Genomic DNA, 18,234 nt, shown 5'->3' with positions numbered 1-18,234 from the left:
GGGGGCGCGCCTACATTGGTGGCATGCCGGTCACCGCACCCCCCGATGAGGATCTGGACGTCCTGCGCCGGCAGGACCCGGAGATCGCCGACGTGCTGCTGGGGGAGGTGCGAAGGCAGGCGGACAGCCTGCAGCTGATCGCGGCGGAGAACTTCACGTCGCCGGCCGTGCTGGCGGCGCTGGGGTCGCCCCTCGCGAACAAGTACGCCGAGGGGTATCCGGGGGCACGCCACCACGGCGGTTGCGAGTACGCCGACGCGGCGGAGCGGATCGCCGTGGAACGGGCCACCGCGCTCTTCGGAGCCGACCACGCGAACGTCCAGGCACACTCGGGCTCCTCGGCCGTCCTGGCGGCGTACGCGGCCCTCCTGAGGCCCGGTGACACGGTCCTGGCCATGGGTCTCGACCACGGCGGGCACCTCACGCACGGTTCGCCCGCGAACTTCTCCGGCCGGTGGTTCGACTTCGTGCCGTACGGGGTCGACGCCGAGACGGGACTCATCGACTACGAGCAGGTCGCCGCGCTCGCCCGCCACCACCGCCCCAAGGCGATCGTCTGCGGCTCGATCTCCTACCCCCGCCACCTCGACTACGCGGTCTTCCGCGAGATCGCCGACGAGGTCGGCGCCTATCTGATCGCCGACGCGGCGCACCCCATCGGCCTGGTCGCCGGGGGAGCGGCCCCCAACCCCGTGCCGTACGCCGACGTGGTCTGCGCGACCACGCACAAGGTGCTGCGCGGCCCGCGCGGCGGAATGATCCTGTGCGGCGGGGAGCTGGCGGCCCGGATCGACCGCGCGGTGTTCCCGTTCACGCAGGGCGGCGCCCAGATGCACACGATCGCGGCGAAGGCGGTGGCCTTCGGCGAGGCGTCCACCCCGGCGTTCACCGCGTACGCCCATCAGGTGGTGGAACACGCGAAGGTGCTCGCCGCGGCGCTCGCCGCCGAGGGCTTCGCGGTGACCACGGGCGGCACGGACACCCACCTCATCACCGCCGATCCGTCCCCCCTCGGCATCGACGGCCGCACGGCCCGCGCCCGGCTCGCCGCCGCCGGCATGGTGCTCGACACCTGTGCCCTGCCGCACGGGGAGGGACGTGGGATCCGGCTCGGTACGGCCGCCGTCACCACGCAGGGGATGGGTGCCCCCGAGATGGCCAGGATCGCCGCCCTGTTCACCGTCGCCCTCCGGGATGACGCGGCGGAAACGGCTCGGGTACGGGCGGAGGTACGGCAGCTGACCGGCCGATTTCCCCCGTATGGAGGCTGACCGGAGACCGTCCGCAACCGTTCGGGCGGCCCCGGTGTCTCCAACCACATGGACGGCACGGCTAGGGTGTGGGGCTGAGATGGCCAGCGATTCCTGTGGGGCAGCCCGTGCGTGATTACCTGCTGACGCTCTGTGTCACGGCCGCGGTGACCTATCTGCTCACCGGTCCGGTGCGGAAGTTCGCCATCGCGACCGGGGCGATGCCGGAGATCCGCGCCCGCGACGTACACCGAGAACCGACTCCGCGGCTCGGTGGCATCGCCATGTTCTTCGGGCTGTGCGCGGGACTCCTCGTCGCCGCGCACCTGCAGAACCTCGGCAGCGTCTTCGAACTGTCCAACGAGCCCCGCGCGCTGCTCTCCGGCGCCGCTCTGATCTGGCTGATCGGCGTCCTCGACGACAAGTTCGAGCTGGACGCGCTGATCAAGCTCGGCGCGCAGATGATCTCCGCCGGTGTGATGGTCGCGCAGGGTCTGACGATCCTGTGGCTGCCGATCCCCGGCGTCGGCACGGTCGCCCTCACCCCGGGGCAGGGCACGCTCCTCACGGTCGCCCTGGTCGTCCTCACGATCAACGCGGTGAACTTCGTCGACGGCCTCGACGGTCTCGCCGCCGGCATGGTCTGCATCGCCGCCGCGGCCTTCTTCCTGTACGCGTACCGCCTCTGGTACGGCTACACGATCGAGGCGGCCGCGCCCGCGACGCTGTTCGCCGCCATCCTCATGGGCATGTGCCTGGGCTTCCTGCCGCACAACATGCACCCGGCGCGGATCTTCATGGGCGACTCGGGCTCGATGCTGATCGGCCTGATCCTGGCCGCCTCGGCCATCTCGATCACCGGGCAGGTCGACCCCGACGTGCTGAAGCTGTTCGAGGGCTCGACCCGTCAGGCCACGCACGCCGCCCTGCCCGTGTTCATCCCGCTGGTGCTGCCGCTGACGATCATCGCGATCCCGATGGCGGACCTGGTCCTGGCCATCGTGCGCCGGACCTGGAAGGGCCAGTCGCCGTTCGCTGCCGACCGCGGCCACCTGCACCACCGGCTCCTGGAGATCGGGCACTCGCACAGCCGGGCGGTGCTGATCATGTACTTCTGGTCCGCCCTGATCGCCTTCGGCACGCTGGCGTACTCGGTCCACTCGACGTCGATGTGGATCGTCCTCGGTGTCGTCGCGCTGAGCGCCATCGGCCTGGTGCTGCTCCTGCTGCCGCGGTTCGCACCGCGCGCGCCCCGCTGGGCCGAGTCGGTCGTGCCGCCCCGGTACCGCCGGCGCAAGCGGATTTCGGTGCCGGAGCCCCTCGCGGAGGCCCCGGCGGTCGAGGAGGAGCGCGTTCCGGTGCCCGCGGGGATCAACGGCGCCACCGCCATCGGCAACCGCGCGCGCTTCCCCGACCGGCGGAAGGCCGGAACGCCCAGTTGACGAAAGCCGCATTCGCGGCCATTACCAGACACGGCGCCCCCGTGTCGCGCACACACGCGCGCCGTAGCTCTCATGTGTGACGGTTGGCACACCTTATGGGTAAAGACCTATTCAAATAGTTTGTGATACCGTTCACGAGACCCGGCGACAGTGCCGAAAGACCGTAGTGCGACGGTCTGTTGGCCCCGAGACCCACCTCGGACCGGGCCTACGCTCGTCCATGACGACACCATCGCCCCCTCCATCACAAGCGGAGACACCGCCATGCCGTCCAACGACGCACGCACCCTGCTGCACACCGCCGTACCCACCGCTGCCGTCGGCGTCATCGCCACGGTCGTCAGCGGGGTGGTCGCCGGTGGCAAGGGTGCACTCGGCGCCGTCGCAGGCACCCTGGTCGTGCTCCTCTTCATGGGCGTGGGGCTCGTGGTGCTCCAGCGGACGGCGAAGTCGCTGCCGCAGCTGTTCCAGGCCATGGGGCTCATGCTCTACACGGCCCAACTGCTGCTGCTCTTCATCTTCTTGGCCTTGTTCAAGGACACGACGCTGTTCGACTTCAAGGCCTTCGCCTTCACGCTGCTGGCGACGACCGTGGTGTGGGTCGCCGCTCAGGCCCGGGCCTACATGAAGGCCAAGATCATGTACGTCGAGCCCGAGAAGTCGGGGTCGAAGCAGTGAAGGGTAGGGCCGGGATAAAGCCGCGTTCGGCTTCCTGCTATCGTCCGGTGCCAACTGCGGCACTGCGGGCGCGGGCATCCGAGACGCCTGTCCCAGCGCGAGGCTCGATGCCGAACCGCCGCCCCCTTATCCGTAAGACCAGTCCAGTGCCGACCCGCGGCTGCGTGCCGCGCCGACACAACGAGGTTGCCGTACCTATGCGCCACGCTGAAGGAGCCCGCGGTGAGTGCTGACCAGACGCTTGCCTTCGACCCGGATTGCCACATCTTCACCGGATGTGGCTTCCCGGCGCCGGGCCTGCACACGTTCATGTACGAGCCCATGTTCTCCGTGGGCGGCTTCGACTTCACCAAGCCGATGCTGCTCGCCATCCTGGGTTCGCTCGTGGTCGTCGGGTTCTTCTGGGCCGCCTTCAACAAGCCCAAGCTGATCCCCGGCAAGATGCAGATGGTCGGCGAGGCCGGGTACGACTTCGTGCGCCGCGGCATCGTCTACGAAATCATCGGCAAGAAGGACGGCGAGAAGTACGTCCCGCTGATGGTGTCGATGTTCTTCTTCGTGTGGATGCTGAACCTCTGGTCGATCATCCCGCTCGCCCAGTTCCCGGTCACGTCGCTGATCGCCTTCCCGGCCGCTCTCGCGCTGATCGTGTACGTCCTCTGGGTCTCGCTGACCTTCAAGAAGCACGGCTTCGTCGGCGGCTGGAAGAACATCGTCGGCTACGACAAGTCGCTCGGCCCGATCCTGCCGCTCGTCGTGGTGCTCGAGTTCTTCTCGAACCTGCTCATCCGGCCCTTCACGCACGCGGTCCGACTGTTCGCGAACATGTTCGCCGGTCACCTGCTCATCGTGATGTTCTCGCTTGCCACCTGGTACCTCATGAACGGCCTGGGCTTCGTCTACGCCGGCGCCTCGTTCGTGATGGTCCTCGTGATGACCGCCTTCGAGCTCTTCATCCAGGCCGTCCAGGCGTACGTCTTCGTCCTCCTGGCCTGCAGCTACGTCCAGGGCGCGCTCTCCGAGCACCACTGAGTCCGGCCCTGACCGGCAGCACCACCCCCAAACCAACAGTCGTCCGGTGGCCAACCCCCACCGGGTCCTTGAAAGAGAAGGAAGAACCGGCATGTCCGCTCTCGAGACTCTCGCCGCCGTCAACGGAAACGTCGCCTCCATCGGCTACGGCCTCGCGGCCATCGGCCCCGGCGTCGGCGTCGGCATCATCTTCGGTAACGGCACCCAGGCCCTCGCCCGTCAGCCCGAGGCGGCCGGCCTGATCCGCACCAACCAGATCATGGGTTTCGCGTTCTGTGAGGCGCTCGCCCTCATCGGCATCGTCATGGGCTTCGTCTACAAGTAAGCCGGACCGACAGCCCAACTTTTACGGAAGGCACTGATGTGAACGCTCTGCTTCTTGCGGAAGCGGCGGAGGAGCAGCCCCCGCTCATCCCGCATCTCGACGAGCTCGTCATCGGCCTGATCGCCTTCGTCATCGTCTTCGGTTTCCTCGCCAAGAAGCTCCTCCCGAACATCAACAAGGTTCTGGAGCAGCGCCGCGAGGCCATCGAGGGTGGCATCGAGAAGGCCGAGTCGGCCCAGATCGAGGCTCAGAGCGTGCTGGAGCAGTACAAGGCCCAGCTCGCCGAGGCCCGCCACGAGGCCGCGCGTCTTCGCCAGGAGGCGACGGAGCAGGGCACCGCGATCATCCAGGAGATGAAGGCGGAGGGCCAGCGCCAGCGCGAGGAGATCATCGCGGCCGGTCACACGCAGATCGAGGCTGACCGCAAGGCCGCGTCCGCGTCGCTGCGTCAGGACGTGGGCAAGCTCGCCACCGACCTGGCCGGCAAGCTGGTCGGCGAGTCCCTCGAGGACGTCGCCCGCCAGAGCCGCACGATCGACCGCTTCCTCGAAGAGCTTGAGGAGAAGGCCGAGGCCGTCCGATGAACGGAGCGAGCCGTGAGGCACTGGCTGCCGCCCGTGAGTCCCTCGACGCACTGACCGACAACACGTCGGTCGACGCGACGAAGCTCGCGGACGAGCTGGCCGCCGTCACCACGCTGCTCGACCGCGAGGTGTCGCTGCGCCGGGTCCTGACCGACCCCGCGCAGTCGGGTGAGGCGAAGGCCGAGCTCGCGCAGCGACTCCTGAGCGGTCAGGTGGGCGGCGAGACCGTCGACCTGGTCTCGGGCATGGTGCGTTCCCGCTGGTCGCGCTCGCGTGACCTGGTCGACGCGGCCGAGGTACTGGCGAACACCGCCGACCTCACCGCGGCGCAGAAGGCGGGCGCGCTCGACGACGTCGAGGACGAGCTGTTCCGCTTCGGCCGGATCGTGTCCTCCAGCAACGAGCTCCGCTCGGCGCTGACGGACAAGGCCGCCACGGCGACCGCCAAGGGCGAGCTGCTCCGCAGCCTGCTCGGCGGCAAGGCCCACGCATCGACCGAGCGACTGGTCGTCCGTCTGGTGACCCAGCCCCGGGGACGTAGCCTGGAAGCGGGACTCGAGTCCCTGTCCAAGCTCGCCGCGGCGCGCCGGGACCGGATGGTCGCCGTCGTCACCTCGGCCGTGCCGCTGTCCGACCAGCAGAAGCAGCGCCTCGGTGCCGTCCTGGCCAAGCTGTACGGCCGCCAGATGCACCTGAACCTGGACGTGGACCCCGCGGTCCTCGGCGGGATCACCGTGCAGGTCGGCGACGAGGTCATCAACGGCTCCATCGCGGAGCGTCTCGACGAGGCGACCCGCCGACTGGCCGGCTGACGACAGCCACCGCAGCACACAGATACACAGCATCACCAGCGGCCCGGTTGGGCCGTGCAGAGATTGCAGAAGATTCCTGGGGGTCGGCCCCCAGACCCCTTAAGAAACTTCGGGCCCAACAAGGAGAGCAGGGAACCCAGATGGCGGAGCTCACGATCCGGCCGGAGGAGATCCGGGACGCACTGGAGAACTTCGTCCAGTCGTACCAGCCGGACGCGGCCTCGCGCGAGGAGGTCGGCACGGTCAGCCTGGCCGGTGACGGTATCGCGAAGGTCGAGGGTCTTCCCTCGGCCATGGCGAACGAGCTGCTGAAGTTCGAGGACGGGACCCTGGGTCTCGCGCTGAACCTCGAAGAGCGCGAGATCGGTGCGATCGTCCTCGGCGAGTTCAGCGGTATCGAGGAGGGGCAGTCGGTGCAGCGCACCGGCGAGGTCCTCTCCGTCGGTGTCGGTGAGGGATACCTGGGTCGCGTCGTCGACCCGCTCGGCAACCCGATCGACGGTCTCGGCGAGATCGCGACCGAGGGCCGCCGCGCCCTCGAGCTGCAGGCCCCGGGCGTTATGGCCCGTAAGTCGGTGCACGAGCCGATGGAGACCGGCTACAAGGCCGTCGACGCCATGACGCCGGTCGGCCGCGGCCAGCGTCAGCTGATCATCGGCGACCGCCAGACCGGCAAGACCGCGCTGTGCATCGACACGATCATCAACCAGCGTGACAACTGGCGCTCGGGCGACGTGAACAAGCAGGTCCGCTGCATCTACGTCGCCGTCGGCCAGAAGGGCTCGACCATCGCGTCCGTGCGCGGCGCCCTGGAAGAGGCCGGTGCGCTCGAGTACACGACGATCGTCGCCGCCCCGGCGTCCGACCCGGCCGGCTTCAAGTACCTGGCGCCGTACACCGGCTCCGCCATCGGTCAGCACTGGATGTACCAGGGCAAGCACGTCCTGATCGTCTTCGACGACCTGTCGAAGCAGGCCGACGCCTACCGCGCCGTGTCGCTGCTGCTGCGCCGCCCGCCGGGCCGTGAGGCCTACCCGGGTGACGTCTTCTACCTGCACTCGCGTCTCCTCGAGCGCTGCGCGAAGCTCTCGGACGAGCTCGGTGCGGGTTCGATGACCGGTCTTCCGATCGTCGAGACCAAGGCGAACGACGTGTCGGCGTTCATCCCGACCAACGTCATCTCCATCACCGACGGCCAGTGCTTCCTGGAGTCCGACCTGTTCAACGCCGGCCAGCGTCCGGCCCTGAACGTCGGTATCTCGGTCTCGCGTGTCGGTGGCTCCGCCCAGCACAAGGCGATGAAGCAGATCTCCGGTCGCCTCCGTGTCGACCTGGCCCAGTTCCGTGAGCTGGAGGCGTTCGCCGCCTTCGGTTCCGACCTGGACGCCGCGTCGAAGGCGCAGCTGGAGCGCGGTCAGCGGATGGTCGAGCTGCTCAAGCAGGCTCAGTACCAGCCGATGCCCACCGAGAACCAGGTCGTCTCCGTCTGGGCCGGCACCACCGGCAAGATGGACGACGTCCCGGTCGCCGACATCCGTCGCTTCGAGGCCGAGCTGCTGGCGTACCTGCGCCAGAACCACTCGGGTCTCATGACCTCCATCCGTGAGGGCGGCAAGATGTCGGACGACACCCTGCAGTCCGTCGGTGACGCCATCGCGGAGTTCAAGAAGCAGTTCGAGACCTCTGACGGCAAGCTGCTGGGCGAGGACGCTCCTGCCGCCGTCAACGTCTCGAAGTGACGACGGAAGGGACCTGACTCATGGGAGCGCAGCTCCGGGTCTACAAGCGTCGCATCAAATCCGTCACCGCGACGAAGAAGATCACCAAGGCGATGGAGATGATCGCCGCCTCGCGCGTCGTCAAGGCGCAGCGCAAGGTGCAGGCGTCGACTCCGTACGCGACCGAGCTGACGCGCGCGGTCACGGCGGTGGCCACGGGTGCGAACGACAAGCACCCGCTGACCACCGAGGCGGAGAACCCCGTCCGCGCCGCGGTCCTGCTCCTCTCGAGCGACCGCGGTCTGGCCGGTGCCTTCAACTCCAACGCCATCAAGGCGGCGGAGAGGCTGACGGCGAAGCTGGAGAGCGAGGGCCGCGAGGTCACGATCTACGTCGTCGGCCGTCGTGGTATCGCGCACTACAACTTCCGTGAGCGGAAGCTGGCCGGCACGTGGACCGGGTTCACGGACCAGCCGTCGTACGGCGACGCCAAGACGATCGCGGCTCCGCTGATCGAGGCGATCGAGAAGGACACGGCGGAGGGTGGTGTGGACGAGCTCCACATCGTCTACACCGAGTTCGTCTCGATGATGACGCAGACGGCGGTCGAGGCCCGGCTGCTGCCCCTCAGCCTCGACGAGGTGGCGAAGGAGGCCGGCGACACGGACACGCTCCGTCCGCTGTACGACTTCGAGCCGTCGGCGGAGGACGTCCTCGACGCCCTGCTGCCCCGGTACGTCGAGAGCCGTATCTACAACGCGCTGCTCCAGTCGGCTGCCTCCAAGCACGCTGCCACGCGCCGCGCGATGAAGTCGGCGACCGACAACGCGGGAGACTTGATCAACAACCTCTCCCGACTTGCCAACGCGGCCCGCCAGGCCGAAATCACCCAGGAAATCAGCGAGATCGTCGGTGGCACCGCAGCCCTGGCCGACGCGACCGCGGGGAGTGACAAGTAATGACGACCACTGTTGAGACGGCCGCCGCCACGGGCCGCGTCGCCCGGGTCATCGGCCCGGTCGTCGACGTGGAGTTCCCCGTCGACGCGATGCCGGAGATCTACAACGCGCTGAACGTCGAGGTTCCGGACCCGGCCGAGGAGGGCGCGACCAAGACGCTGACCCTCGAGGTCGCCCAGCACCTCGGTGACGGCGTCGTCCGCACCATCTCCATGCAGCCCACCGACGGTCTGGTCCGCCAGGCCCCGGTGACCAACACGGGCACGGGCATCACCGTCCCGGTCGGTGACGCCACCAAGGGCCGCGTGTTCAACACGCTGGGCCAGGTGCTGAACGCCGACGAGTCCACCGTGGCCGACGCGCCGCGCTGGACGATCCACCGCAAGGCCCCGGCCTTCGACCAGCTCGAGTCCAAGACCGAGATGTTCGAGACCGGCCTGAAGGTCGTCGACCTCCTCACCCCGTACGTCAAGGGTGGAAAGATCGGTCTGTTCGGTGGTGCCGGTGTCGGCAAGACCGTTCTGATCCAGGAGATGATCGTCCGTGTGGCCAAGCTGCACGACGGTGTCTCCGTCTTCGCGGGCGTCGGCGAGCGCACCCGTGAGGGCAACGACCTCATGGTCGAGATGGAGGAGGCCGGCGTTCTCGACAAGACCGCGCTGGTCTTCGGCCAGATGGACGAGCCCCCGGGCACCCGTCTGCGCGTGGCCCTCGCCGGTCTGACCATGGCGGAGTACTTCCGCGATGTGCAGAAGCAGGACGTGCTGTTCTTCATCGACAACATCTTCCGCTTCACCCAGGCCGGTTCCGAGGTCTCCACGCTGCTCGGCCGCATGCCCTCCGCGGTGGGTTACCAGCCGAACCTGGCCGACGAGATGGGTCTCCTCCAGGAGCGCATCACGTCGACCCGTGGTCACTCGATCACCTCGATGCAGGCGATCTACGTCCCCGCGGACGACCTGACCGACCCGGCCCCGGCCACCACCTTCGCCCACCTCGACGCGACGACGGTTCTCTCCCGTCCGATCTCCGAGAAGGGCATCTACCCGGCCGTGGACCCGCTGGACTCCACGTCCCGGATCCTGGACCCGCGCTACATCGCGCAGGACCACTACGACGCCGCCACGCGCGTCAAGGGAATCCTGCAGAAGTACAAGGACCTCCAGGACATCATCGCGATCCTCGGTATCGACGAGCTGAGCGAGGAGGACAAGCTCGTTGTCCACCGCGCCCGCCGTGTCGAGCGCTTCCTGTCCCAGAACACCCACGCGGCGAAGCAGTTCACCGGTGTGGACGGTTCGGACGTTCCGCTCGACGAGTCGATCGCCGCGTTCAACGCGATCTGCGACGGTGAGTACGACCACTTCCCCGAGCAGGCGTTCTTCATGTGCGGTGGTCTTGAGGACCTCAAGAACAACGCCAAGGAGCTCGGCGTCTCCTGAGCCCCGTGCTCACCCGAGGGGGGTGGGATCCGTCCCGCCCCCCTCATCACGCCCCCTAGAATTGACCCCAACACCCGGCACGACCGCCGGGTGGTGACCCGAGGAGCCACCCTTGGCAGCTGAGCTGCACGTCGAGCTGGTCGCCGCGGACCGGAGTGTCTGGTCCGGCGAGGCCACCTTGGTCATCGCGCGTACCACCTCCGGCGACATCGGCGTCATGCCCGGCCACCAGCCGCTGCTCGGTGTGCTGGAGTCGGGCCCGGTGACCATCCGTACGAGCGAGGGCGGCACTGTCGTCGCCGCCGTCCACGGCGGATTCATCTCGTTCGCCGACGACAAGCTGTCTCTGCTCGCGGAGATCTGCGAGCTGGCGGACGAGATCGACGCCCAGCGCGCCGAGCGTGCGCTGGAGCGTGCGAAGACGGACGAGGACGGCGCCGCCGAGCGCCGCGCCGAGGTCCGGCTGCGCGCGGTGTCGGTCCGCTGACGGTCCGCGCCGACTGGTAGTGCCCTCAGCCGCGGCACGGTCCGGAATTTTCCGGACCGTGCCGCGGCTGAGGCGATGCATATGCAGGTTGTATTCGGTTCGGCCGGCCGTGTCGGCCACGGGACGCAGCGAGGAGGTCGGTGAAGATGTTCCTCGCTCTGCTCGTGTGCGGCCTGGTCGTCGCACTGGTGGTGATCGGGCTCTTCGTCTTCGGCTTGCGCCGGAGACTGATCCAGCGTGCCGGCGGCACCTTCGACTGCTCCCTGCGCTGGGACGTGCCCGACGAACCGGATCTGACCGGCAAGGGCTGGGTGTACGGCGTCGCCCGCTACAGCGGTGACGAGATCGCCTGGTTCCGTGTCTTCTCGTACGCGCCCCGTCCGCGCCGTGTCCTGGAGCGTTCGTCCATCGTGGCGCTGGAGCGCCGGATGCCGGAGGGCGAGGAGGAGCTCGCGCTGCTCTCCGACGCGGTGATCCAGCCCTGTATGTACGAGGGCGTGCGTCTGGAGCTCGCGATGAGCGAGGACGCCCGGACCGGTTTCATGGCCTGGCTGGAGGCGGCGCCTCCAGGGCAACGGGTGAATGTCGCTTAGATTCCCCTCCCGTTGAATGGGGGTCCCCCCGGACGGAGTCTGGGGGAGGGTGAATGTCGCTTAGATTCCCCTCCCGTTGAATGGGGGTCCCCCCGGACGGAGTCTGGGGGAGGGTGAATGTCGCTTAGTGCGAGTGAAGCGGGGGACGGTGTGTTGCACCGTCCCCCGCTTCGGCGTTTCCCGGGAGGGGCTAGTTCAGGCCGGTGTTGATGGCGCCGACGAGTTCGCCGTTGCCGGTGTCACCGCTGAACTCCCAGAAGAAGGCGCCGCCGAGGCCCTGGTTCTTGGCCCAGCTCATCTTCGAGTTCACGGTGGCGGGGGTGTCGTAGCTCCACCAGTTGGTGCCGCAGTGGGCGTACGCCGTGCCCGCGACGGTGCCGTTGGCCGGGCAGGAGTTCTTGAGGACCTTGTAGTCCTCGATGCCCTGCTCGTACGTGCCCTGCGCCGGGCCGGTGGCCGTGCCGCCGGGGGCGGACTGGGTGACGCCGGTCCAGCCGCGGCCGTAGAAGCCGATGCCGAGGAGGAGCTTGCTCGCGGGGACGCCCTTCGCCTTGAACTTGGCGATCGCCTCGGCGGAGTTGAAGCCCGCCTGCGGGATGCCGGCGTACGAGGTGAGCGGGGAGTGCGGGGCCGTCGGACCCTTCGCCGCCCAGGCGCCGAAGAAGTCGTACGTCATGACGTTGAACCAGTTCATGTACGGTGCGGCGCCCGCGTAGTCGGCGGCGTCGATCTTGCCGCCGGTGGAGGCGTCGGCCGTGACGGCCGCGGTGACCAGGTTGTTGGCACCGAACTTGGCGCGCATGGCCTGCATCATGCTCTTGAAGGAGGCGGCGCCGCTGGTGTCGCAGGAGAGACCGCAGGCGTTCGGGTACTCCCAGTCCAGGTCGATGCCGTCGAAGACGTCGGCCCAGCGCGGGTCCTCGACCAGGTCGTAGCAGGACTGGGCGAAGGCGGTCGGGTTCTGCACGGCCTGGCCGAAGCCGCCGGACCAGGTCCAGCCGCCGAAGGACCACAGGACCTTGATGTTCGGGTACGCCTTCTTCAGCTTGCGGAGCTGGTTGAAGTTGCCGCGCAGCGGCTGGTCCCAGGTGTCGGCGACGCCGTCGACGGACTGGTCGGCGGTGTAGGCCTTGTCGTAGTCGGCGTAGGCGTCACCGATGGTGCACTTGCCGCCCTGGACGTTGCCGAACGCGTAGTTGATGTGGGTGATCTTGGACGCGGAGCCCGAGGTCACGATGTTCTTCACGTGGTAGTTGCGCCCGTAGACGCCCCAGTTGGTGAAGTAGCCCATCTTCACGTGGGGGCCGGGGTCGCCGCCCCCGCCGCCGGTGGTGTGGACCGGGGTCGGTCCGGCGGCCGGGCCGATCTGGTCGATGGTGTCGTGGGCGACGACCGTGTAGTTGTAGTCGGTGCCCGCGGTCAGACCCTGGTCGGTGTAGGTCAGGCCGGTCGTGCTGGTGACCTTGGTGCCGTCGCGCAGGACGTCGTAGTTCTTGATGCCCTTGTCGTCGGTGGCGGGGGTCCAGGTCAGCTTCACCGAGGTGTCGGTGATGTTCGAGGCGACCGGGGTGCCGGGGGCCGACGGCGGCAGGTCGCCGGGCTGGCTGCCGTCGCACTGGGCGCCGTTGATCTTACAGCCGGTGGGTGCGCCAGGGCCCGCGCCGTTGTAGCCGAAGGAGACGGAGGCGCCGGGCGCGAGGGTGCCGTTCCAGCCGACGTTCTTGGCGGTCCAGTGGGTGCCGGCGCTGGTGACGGTGGCGTCCCAGGCGGAGGTGACCGAGGTGCCGGTGGGGTAGTCCCACTCGACGGTCCAGGAGCTGATGGTGGTGGTGCCGGTGTTCTTGATGGTCCAGTTGGCGCCGAAGCCGGTGCCCCAGTCGGACGTCTTCGTGTAGGTCGCCGTGGCCGAGGTGGCCGCTTCGGCGGGGGTGGCGAGGCCGACCATGGCGGCCAGCGGCAGGATCAGGGCGGTCAGGCCGGCGGCGGTCCGGCGTCTGAACCCTGATCTGCGCGTCGGTGCTTGAGTGCTCAACGGTGCTCCTCAAGTTGCGGACGGACAAGGTGGGGGTGGTCCGTGAAGATGCGCGCGCCCCGCGAGCGTAGGAAGGTCTGGACCAATCGTCAAGAGGTCCAGACCAACGTCGGCAATCTCCCTCTAGACGCCCAACTCCTGTGCTAGGACGGCCGCTTGGACCCTGCTCCGCAGCTCCAGCTTCCCGAGCACCTTGCTGACGTGCGTCTTGACCGTCGCCTCCGCCATGTCGAGCCGTACCGCGATCTCCGCGTTCGACAAGCCGCCGCCCAGCGCCGAGAGCACCTCCCGCTCCCGGGGCGTCAACGCGTCGAGGACGGCCGGGTCGGTGCCCCGCGACGCCCGCGCCGGGCGGCCGGACGCGGCGAACTCCGCGAGGAGCCGCCGGGTCACCGCCGGGGCGATCAGGCCCTCGCCGCGCGCCACCGTCCTTACCGCCTCGATCAGTTCGCGCGCGTCCGCGTTCTTCAGCAGGAAGCCGGCCGCCCCCGCGCGCAGCGCCCCGAACACGTACTCGTCCAGATCGAAGGTCGTCAGGACCAGGACGTCCGCCAGGCCCTCCGCCACCACGATCCCGGTCGCCGTCACCCCGTCCATCCGGGGCATCTGCACGTCCATGAGGACCAGGTCGGGGCGCAGCTCACGCGCCAGCTCGACCGCCCGCTCGCCGTCCGCCGCCTCCCCGACCACCTCGATGTCCGGGGCGCTGCCCAGGATGAGCACGAGCCCCGCCCGTACCGCCGACTGGTCCTCGGCGACCACCACCCGCACCGTCACACCCGCTCCTCGTCGCTCGCGGCCACCGGCAGTTCCGCCCGTACCCGCCATCGTTCGCTTCCCTCGTCGTCCGTCGCCGGACCCGCCTCGAAGACCCCGCCGAGCAGGACCACCCGTTCCCGCATCCCCACCAGGCCGGCCCCGGAGCCCGGCGCGGTCGGACCCGGGCGCTCCCCGCGCGGGCTCGTCACCTCGACCGTCAGCGCCGCGGGCTCCCGCGCGAGGGAGACCCGGACCTCGCCCGGCGCCGCGTGCTTGAGGGCGTTCGTCAGGGACTCCTGCACGATCCGGTACGCGGCCAGCTCCACCGGCGCCGGCAGCGCGGTCGTGCTCTCCCGGGTGTCGACCAGGGCGAACGCCAGGCCGCTCGGCCCGCCGTTGGCGCGCGCCTGGGCGATCAGGGCGTCCACCCCGGCGAGCGTGGGCGCGGCGGCCGGCTCGGTGTCCCCGCTGCTGTCCCGGAGCAGGCCGATCAGCCGCCGCATCTCCGCCAGACCCGCCACGCTGTTCTCCCGGATCACGGTCAGGGCCTGCCGGGTGGTGGCCGGCTCGTCGAGCGAGAGCGCCGCCGTGGAGTGGATGGCGATGGCCGAGAGGTGGTTCGCCACCATGTCGTGGAGCTCGCGTGCCATCCGGGCCCGCTCGGCCACCACCGCCTGGGCCCGGTCCATCTCGGCGAGCAGCGCCGTCTGTCCGGCCCGCAGCCGGGCGGCCTCCGCCGCGTCCCGGTGGTTGCGGACGACGGCGCCGGTCACGGCGGGCAGGAAGGAGACCATGCCCGTGATCACGCCGACGAGGAGGGCGATCGCGTTCTGCCACCAGACGAGGAAGCCGACCGTCACGCCGATGGTGACGAGCGCCGTGGTGTACGGGATGCGGCGGGCGGAGGCGGGCGTGCCGTACACCACGGCCGCGTAGACCACGTCCGTGAACATCAGGACCGTGGCCAGGTTCCCGTGGGTGAACTGGTCCGCCGCGATGGCGAGCGTGCCGACGTTCAGCGCGGTCATCGGCAGCGTCCGGCGCACCGCCTCCATCGCGGCCATCACCACGAGCGGGACCAGCGGGGCCCACCGCGCGTCGAAGAGGCGGTCGCCCGTCGTGTAGAGACCGAACGACCACAGCAGCAGCCCGCAGGCGAGCCCCGCGAGGGCGATGAGCAGGTCGGTGCGGTGCGGGCGGGGGAGCGTCACGTACTCATCCAACACGCCTGCGGCGGCCGGGACCTCCTCGTCAGGGCCGATCCGTGGCGGCGCCGGACTCCGTCGAAGGATGTAGACGGACTTCGTCACCGGCGACGACGAAGCGGGCCCGGTCCCACGGGACGCTGAAGGGGAACCGAAAGGGGAACCGTCGTGATCGTCACGCTGATCGTCGTCTGCGAGGTCGGTTTCTGGGTTCTGCTGGCCGCCGGCCTCGCCACCCGCTACCTCCTGAGGATGCCCCGGACGGGCATGGCGCTGCTCCTGTGCGAGCCGCTCCTGGAGGTGCTGCTCCTGGTCGTCACCGCCGTCGACCTCAAGAACGGCGCCGACCCCAGCTGGAAGCACGGCCTCGCCGCCCTCTACATCGGCTACACCGTCGGCCACGGCCACCGGACCGTGAAGTGGCTCGACGGCCACGCCGCCCACCGCTTCGGCGGTGCCCCGCCGCCCGCCGGGCCCCCGCGGTACGGCATGGCGCGCGCCCGCCACGAGGGCCGGGTCTGGCTGGGCTCGGTCGTCGCCGCGGCCGTCGCCTCCGGCCTGCTGCTCCTCGCGATCGGGTACGTCGGCGGTGACGGGAGCACCGAGTCGCTGCGGAGCTGGATCTTCGTCGCCTGGCGGGCGGTCGGCATCCACGGCCTGATCGCGCTCAGCTACGCGATCTGGCCGAAGAAGGACCCGGGAAGGGAGCCGGGAAAGGACCCGGGAAAGGACCGGGGGGACGGTGCGGACAGCGGCTCAGCGGTCCCCGCCCGGGACCCAGAGCACGTCCCCGACCTCCTTGTTCGCGGTCCGCGCGAGGATGAAGAGCAGATCCGATAGCCGGTTGAGGTAGGTCGCGGTCAGGGCGTTCATCGTCTCGCCGTGGACTTCGAGGGCCGCCCAGGTGGAGCGCTCCGCCCGCCGGACCACCGTGCACGCCTGGTGCAGCAGCGCCGCACCGGGCGTGCCGCCCGGCAGGATGAAGGAGCGCAGCTTCTCCAGGTCCTCGAGGAAGAGGTCGCAGTCGGCCTCCAGCTTGTCGACGTACGACTGCTCGACGCGGAGCGGCGGGTACTTCGGGTCCTCCACCACCGGGGTGCAGAGGTCCGCGCCGACGTCGAAGAGGTCGTTCTGGACGCGGACGAGGACCTTCACGACGGCTTCGTCGAGCTGCCCGAGGGCGACGGCCGTGCCGATGGCGGCGTTGGCCTCGTTGGCGTCCGCGTACGCCGAGATCCGCAGATCCGTCTTGGCGGTCCTGCTCATGTCGCCGAGGGCCGTGGTGCCCTGGTCGCCGGTACGGGTGTAGATGCGCGTCAGATTGACCATGCGACCAGCCTAGTTAGCCGCCGGCGCTCCGGAACGTCCGTGTGCCGACCGTCACGGCGAGCGCCGTCACGGCGAGGGCGACGAACACCCCGTTCAGCATGGTCGGCGTCGTGTAGTGGCCGATGTACGCCTCCCGGACCGCGTCCACCAGATAGCGGAACGGCATCAGGCGGGAGAGCACGTCCAGCCACCCGGGGGCGAGGGCCATCGGCAGCATCAGGCCCGACAGCAGCATCGCGGGCATGGCGAGCGTGTTGACCGCGGGGCCGAACTCCTGCGGGCTGGGGAGCTTCAGCGCCAGCGTGTACGAGAGCGAGGCGAGCGCCGCGGACAGCAGGGCCACGAAGCCGAAGCCGATCAGGACCCCGGCGACCGGCGCCCGCAGGCCCATCGGGACGGCGGCCAGGACGAGCAGGACCGCCTGGAAGACGAAGAGCGCGGCGTCCCGCAGGACCCGGCCGAGGAGCAGGGCGAGTCGGCTCACCGGGGTGACCCGCATCCGGTCGAAGACCCCCCAGCCCTTCTCCATGATGATCGAGAATCCGGCGAACGAGGCTCCGAACAGGCCCAGTTGGAGCAACAGGCCGGGGACGAGGATCTGCCAGGAGTCGCCCTCGCGGCCCAGCGGGAGACCGGTGAGCAGCGGCCCGAAGAAGAGGAGGTAGAGCAGCGGCATCAGCACGCCGAAGAAGATCTGGAACGGGGAGCGCAGGGTCTGGCGCGCGTAGCGCCCGAAGACGAGCGCGGTGTCGTGGAGAAGCATCAGGGGTCCTAGACGGCTACGGGGGTGGTGTCGACGGGGGCCGGGCCGCGCCCGGTGACGGCGAGGAACGCCTCCTGGAGGGTGGTCGCGCCGTGCGCGGCCTTGAGGGCGGCGGGGCTGCCCTCGGCGACGACCGTGCCCCGGTCGACGATCACGAGCCGGTCGGCGAGGGCGTCCGCCTCGTCCAGGTAGTGGGTGGTGAGCACGACGGTGGTGCCGTGCGCGTCGCGCAGCCGCCGGACCAGCGCCCACAGGTCGGTGCGGCTGCCGGGGTCGAGACCGGTCGTCGGCTCGTCGAGGAAGAGGAGCTCCGGCCGGTGGGTGAGGCCCATCGCGAGGTCGAGCCGGCGGCGCTGACCGCCGGAGAGCGCCGGGGTCCGCCGGTCGAGGAGCTCGGTGAGGCCGAGGTCCGCCGCGAGCTCCTCGGCGCGTGCCGCCGCGCGTGCCCGGGGCATCCCGTACAGCCGGGCCTGGGTGACGAGCTCGGAGCGGACGGTCTCCTGGGGGTCGAGGCCGCCGGACTGGGCGACGTACCCGATGCGGCGGCGTACGGCGGCGGGGTCCTTCAGGAGGTCGTGGCCGGCGACGGTGGCGGCTCCGCCGGTGGGTGCGAGGAGTGTCGTGAGCATGCGCAGGGTGGTCGTCTTGCCGGCGCCGTTGGGGCCGAGCAGTCCGACGATCTCGCCGGGCCGGACGGTCAGGTCGATGCCGCGGACGGCCTCGACGGGGCCGCTCTTGGAGGGGAAGGTCCGGGCGAGCCCGGCCGTGCTGATGATGGGCATGCCGACCAGAAAAACAGAGTCACTGCATTTTTGCAACGCCAC

At 69.6% G+C, this 18,234-nt stretch carries 19 protein-coding genes; 13 read left to right on the top strand and 6 right to left on the bottom strand.

All coding sequences use genetic code 11. From position 1 onward, the window contains the following. Positions 1-23 precede the first annotated feature (23 nt). The 12 genes from glyA (at position 24) to MRBLMG1_RS07580 (ending at position 11,322) form a co-directional block, all read left to right on the top strand. Positions 24-1,271, top strand: a complete 1,248-nt coding sequence (gene glyA, locus MRBLMG1_RS07635; RefSeq protein WP_367822023.1) for a serine hydroxymethyltransferase — start codon at positions 24-26, stop codon at positions 1,269-1,271. Positions 1,272-1,378: 107 nt separating this feature from the next. Then, on the top strand, positions 1,379-2,692 hold the full coding sequence (locus tag MRBLMG1_RS07630; RefSeq protein ID WP_367822021.1) for an MraY family glycosyltransferase: 1,314 nt from the start codon (positions 1,379-1,381) through the stop codon (positions 2,690-2,692). A gap of 264 nt (positions 2,693-2,956) precedes the next feature. Beyond that, positions 2,957-3,370, top strand: a complete 414-nt coding sequence (locus tag MRBLMG1_RS07625) for a hypothetical protein (RefSeq protein WP_367822019.1) — start codon at positions 2,957-2,959, stop codon at positions 3,368-3,370. Between the two features lie 222 nt (positions 3,371-3,592). Then, complete coding sequence (gene atpB / locus MRBLMG1_RS07620) at positions 3,593-4,402, top strand: F0F1 ATP synthase subunit A (RefSeq protein WP_015036204.1); 810 nt, start codon at positions 3,593-3,595, stop codon at positions 4,400-4,402. 91 nt (positions 4,403-4,493) lie between these two features. Beyond that, positions 4,494-4,727, top strand: a complete 234-nt coding sequence (atpE, locus tag MRBLMG1_RS07615) for an ATP synthase F0 subunit C (RefSeq protein WP_010474382.1) — start codon at positions 4,494-4,496, stop codon at positions 4,725-4,727. A 38-nt stretch (positions 4,728-4,765) separates the two neighbouring features. After that, positions 4,766-5,311: a F0F1 ATP synthase subunit B gene (locus tag MRBLMG1_RS07610; RefSeq protein ID WP_367822016.1), complete on the top strand. Its 546-nt coding sequence runs from the start codon at positions 4,766-4,768 to the stop codon at positions 5,309-5,311. Continuing rightward, positions 5,308-6,123 carry a F0F1 ATP synthase subunit delta gene (locus MRBLMG1_RS07605; RefSeq protein ID WP_367822014.1) on the top strand — a complete coding sequence of 272 codons (816 nt, stop codon included), beginning with the start codon at positions 5,308-5,310 and terminating at the stop codon, positions 6,121-6,123. The genes MRBLMG1_RS07610 and MRBLMG1_RS07605 overlap by 4 nt, the downstream gene beginning before the upstream one ends. A gap of 140 nt (positions 6,124-6,263) precedes the next feature. Beyond that, positions 6,264-7,862, top strand: coding sequence for a F0F1 ATP synthase subunit alpha (gene atpA, locus MRBLMG1_RS07600; RefSeq protein ID WP_033206791.1), 1,599 nt, complete (start codon positions 6,264-6,266; stop codon positions 7,860-7,862). Positions 7,863-7,882: 20 nt separating this feature from the next. Continuing rightward, on the top strand, positions 7,883-8,800 hold the full coding sequence (locus MRBLMG1_RS07595) for a F0F1 ATP synthase subunit gamma (protein WP_367822011.1): 918 nt from the start codon (positions 7,883-7,885) through the stop codon (positions 8,798-8,800). Then, positions 8,800-10,242 (top strand): F0F1 ATP synthase subunit beta, encoded by a 1,443-nt coding sequence (gene atpD, locus MRBLMG1_RS07590; RefSeq protein ID WP_367822009.1) that lies wholly within the window; start codon positions 8,800-8,802, stop codon positions 10,240-10,242. The genes MRBLMG1_RS07595 and atpD overlap by 1 nt, the downstream gene beginning before the upstream one ends. A gap of 112 nt (positions 10,243-10,354) precedes the next feature. Then, positions 10,355-10,729, top strand: coding sequence for a F0F1 ATP synthase subunit epsilon (locus MRBLMG1_RS07585; protein ID WP_366307668.1), 375 nt, complete (start codon positions 10,355-10,357; stop codon positions 10,727-10,729). 146 nt (positions 10,730-10,875) lie between these two features. After that, the gene (locus MRBLMG1_RS07580; RefSeq protein ID WP_367822007.1) at positions 10,876-11,322 is read left to right on the top strand and encodes a DUF2550 domain-containing protein; all 447 of its coding nucleotides are present in this window, start codon (positions 10,876-10,878) and stop codon (positions 11,320-11,322) included. Positions 11,323-11,512: 190 nt separating this feature from the next. On the opposite strand, the gene MRBLMG1_RS07575 is transcribed toward MRBLMG1_RS07580, so the two are convergent. From MRBLMG1_RS07575 to MRBLMG1_RS07565, 3 genes are all read right to left on the bottom strand, one after another. After that, entirely contained in the window at positions 11,513-13,267 is a 1,755-nt protein-coding gene (locus MRBLMG1_RS07575; protein WP_367822168.1) for a glycosyl hydrolase family 18 protein, read from the bottom strand. Between the two features lie 210 nt (positions 13,268-13,477). Next, positions 13,478-14,131: a response regulator gene (locus MRBLMG1_RS07570; RefSeq protein WP_367822005.1), complete on the bottom strand. Its 654-nt coding sequence runs from the start codon at positions 14,129-14,131 to the stop codon at positions 13,478-13,480. Further along, a complete protein-coding gene (locus tag MRBLMG1_RS07565) occupies positions 14,128-15,324 on the bottom strand; it encodes a sensor histidine kinase (RefSeq protein ID WP_367822003.1) in 1,197 nt (398 codons plus the stop codon). Before MRBLMG1_RS07565 ends, MRBLMG1_RS07570 begins: the two co-directional genes overlap by 4 nt. Positions 15,325-15,486: 162 nt before the next feature. On the opposite strand from MRBLMG1_RS07565, the gene MRBLMG1_RS07560 reads away from it, so the two are divergent. After that, positions 15,487-16,158 carry a hypothetical protein gene (locus MRBLMG1_RS07560; RefSeq protein ID WP_367822001.1) on the top strand — a complete coding sequence of 224 codons (672 nt, stop codon included), beginning with the start codon at positions 15,487-15,489 and terminating at the stop codon, positions 16,156-16,158. Here the strand turns inward: MRBLMG1_RS07560 and MRBLMG1_RS07555 are convergent. Genes MRBLMG1_RS07555 through MRBLMG1_RS07545 form a run of 3 tightly spaced genes read right to left on the bottom strand, consistent with a single transcriptional unit; the run spans position 16,075 to position 18,192 of the window. After that, on the bottom strand, positions 16,075-16,647 hold the full coding sequence (locus tag MRBLMG1_RS07555; RefSeq protein ID WP_367822000.1) for a cob(I)yrinic acid a,c-diamide adenosyltransferase: 573 nt from the start codon (positions 16,645-16,647) through the stop codon (positions 16,075-16,077). The genes MRBLMG1_RS07560 and MRBLMG1_RS07555 overlap by 84 nt on opposite strands. Before the next feature lie 13 nt (positions 16,648-16,660). Then, positions 16,661-17,410 carry an ABC transporter permease gene (locus tag MRBLMG1_RS07550; protein ID WP_367821998.1) on the bottom strand — a complete coding sequence of 250 codons (750 nt, stop codon included), beginning with the start codon at positions 17,408-17,410 and terminating at the stop codon, positions 16,661-16,663. 8 nt (positions 17,411-17,418) lie between these two features. Further along, positions 17,419-18,192: an ABC transporter ATP-binding protein gene (locus MRBLMG1_RS07545; RefSeq protein WP_367821996.1), complete on the bottom strand. Its 774-nt coding sequence runs from the start codon at positions 18,190-18,192 to the stop codon at positions 17,419-17,421. Positions 18,193-18,234 lie beyond the last annotated feature (42 nt).

It is taken from the genome of Streptomyces sp. LMG1-1-1.1 (assembly GCF_040815545.1).
In the GTDB taxonomy this organism is placed as follows: domain Bacteria; phylum Actinomycetota; class Actinomycetes; order Streptomycetales; family Streptomycetaceae; genus Streptomyces.
This window is presented reverse-complemented; position numbering and strand designations above follow the sequence as displayed.

Bases quoted from the DNA above. Each gene is read 5' to 3' on its own strand.
- atpD (WP_367822009.1), top strand. From the start codon at position 8,800: ATGACGACCACTGTTGAGACGGCCGCCGCCACGGGCCGCGTCGCCCGG.
- MRBLMG1_RS07575 (WP_367822168.1), bottom strand. From the start codon at position 13,267: ATGGTCGGCCTCGCCACCCCCGCCGAAGCGGCCACCTCGGCCACGGCG.
- atpA (WP_033206791.1), top strand. From the start codon at position 6,264: ATGGCGGAGCTCACGATCCGGCCGGAGGAGATCCGGGACGCACTGGAG.
- atpE (WP_010474382.1), top strand. From the start codon at position 4,494: ATGTCCGCTCTCGAGACTCTCGCCGCCGTCAACGGAAACGTCGCCTCC.
- MRBLMG1_RS07625 (WP_367822019.1), top strand. From the start codon at position 2,957: ATGCCGTCCAACGACGCACGCACCCTGCTGCACACCGCCGTACCCACC.
- MRBLMG1_RS07605 (WP_367822014.1), top strand. From the start codon at position 5,308: ATGAACGGAGCGAGCCGTGAGGCACTGGCTGCCGCCCGTGAGTCCCTC.
- MRBLMG1_RS07545 (WP_367821996.1), bottom strand. From the start codon at position 18,192: ATGCCCATCATCAGCACGGCCGGGCTCGCCCGGACCTTCCCCTCCAAG.
- glyA (WP_367822023.1), top strand. From the start codon at position 24: ATGCCGGTCACCGCACCCCCCGATGAGGATCTGGACGTCCTGCGCCGG.
- MRBLMG1_RS07550 (WP_367821998.1), bottom strand. From the start codon at position 17,410: ATGCTTCTCCACGACACCGCGCTCGTCTTCGGGCGCTACGCGCGCCAG.
- MRBLMG1_RS07595 (WP_367822011.1), top strand. From the start codon at position 7,883: ATGGGAGCGCAGCTCCGGGTCTACAAGCGTCGCATCAAATCCGTCACC.
- MRBLMG1_RS07555 (WP_367822000.1), bottom strand. From the start codon at position 16,647: ATGGTCAATCTGACGCGCATCTACACCCGTACCGGCGACCAGGGCACC.
- MRBLMG1_RS07580 (WP_367822007.1), top strand. From the start codon at position 10,876: ATGTTCCTCGCTCTGCTCGTGTGCGGCCTGGTCGTCGCACTGGTGGTG.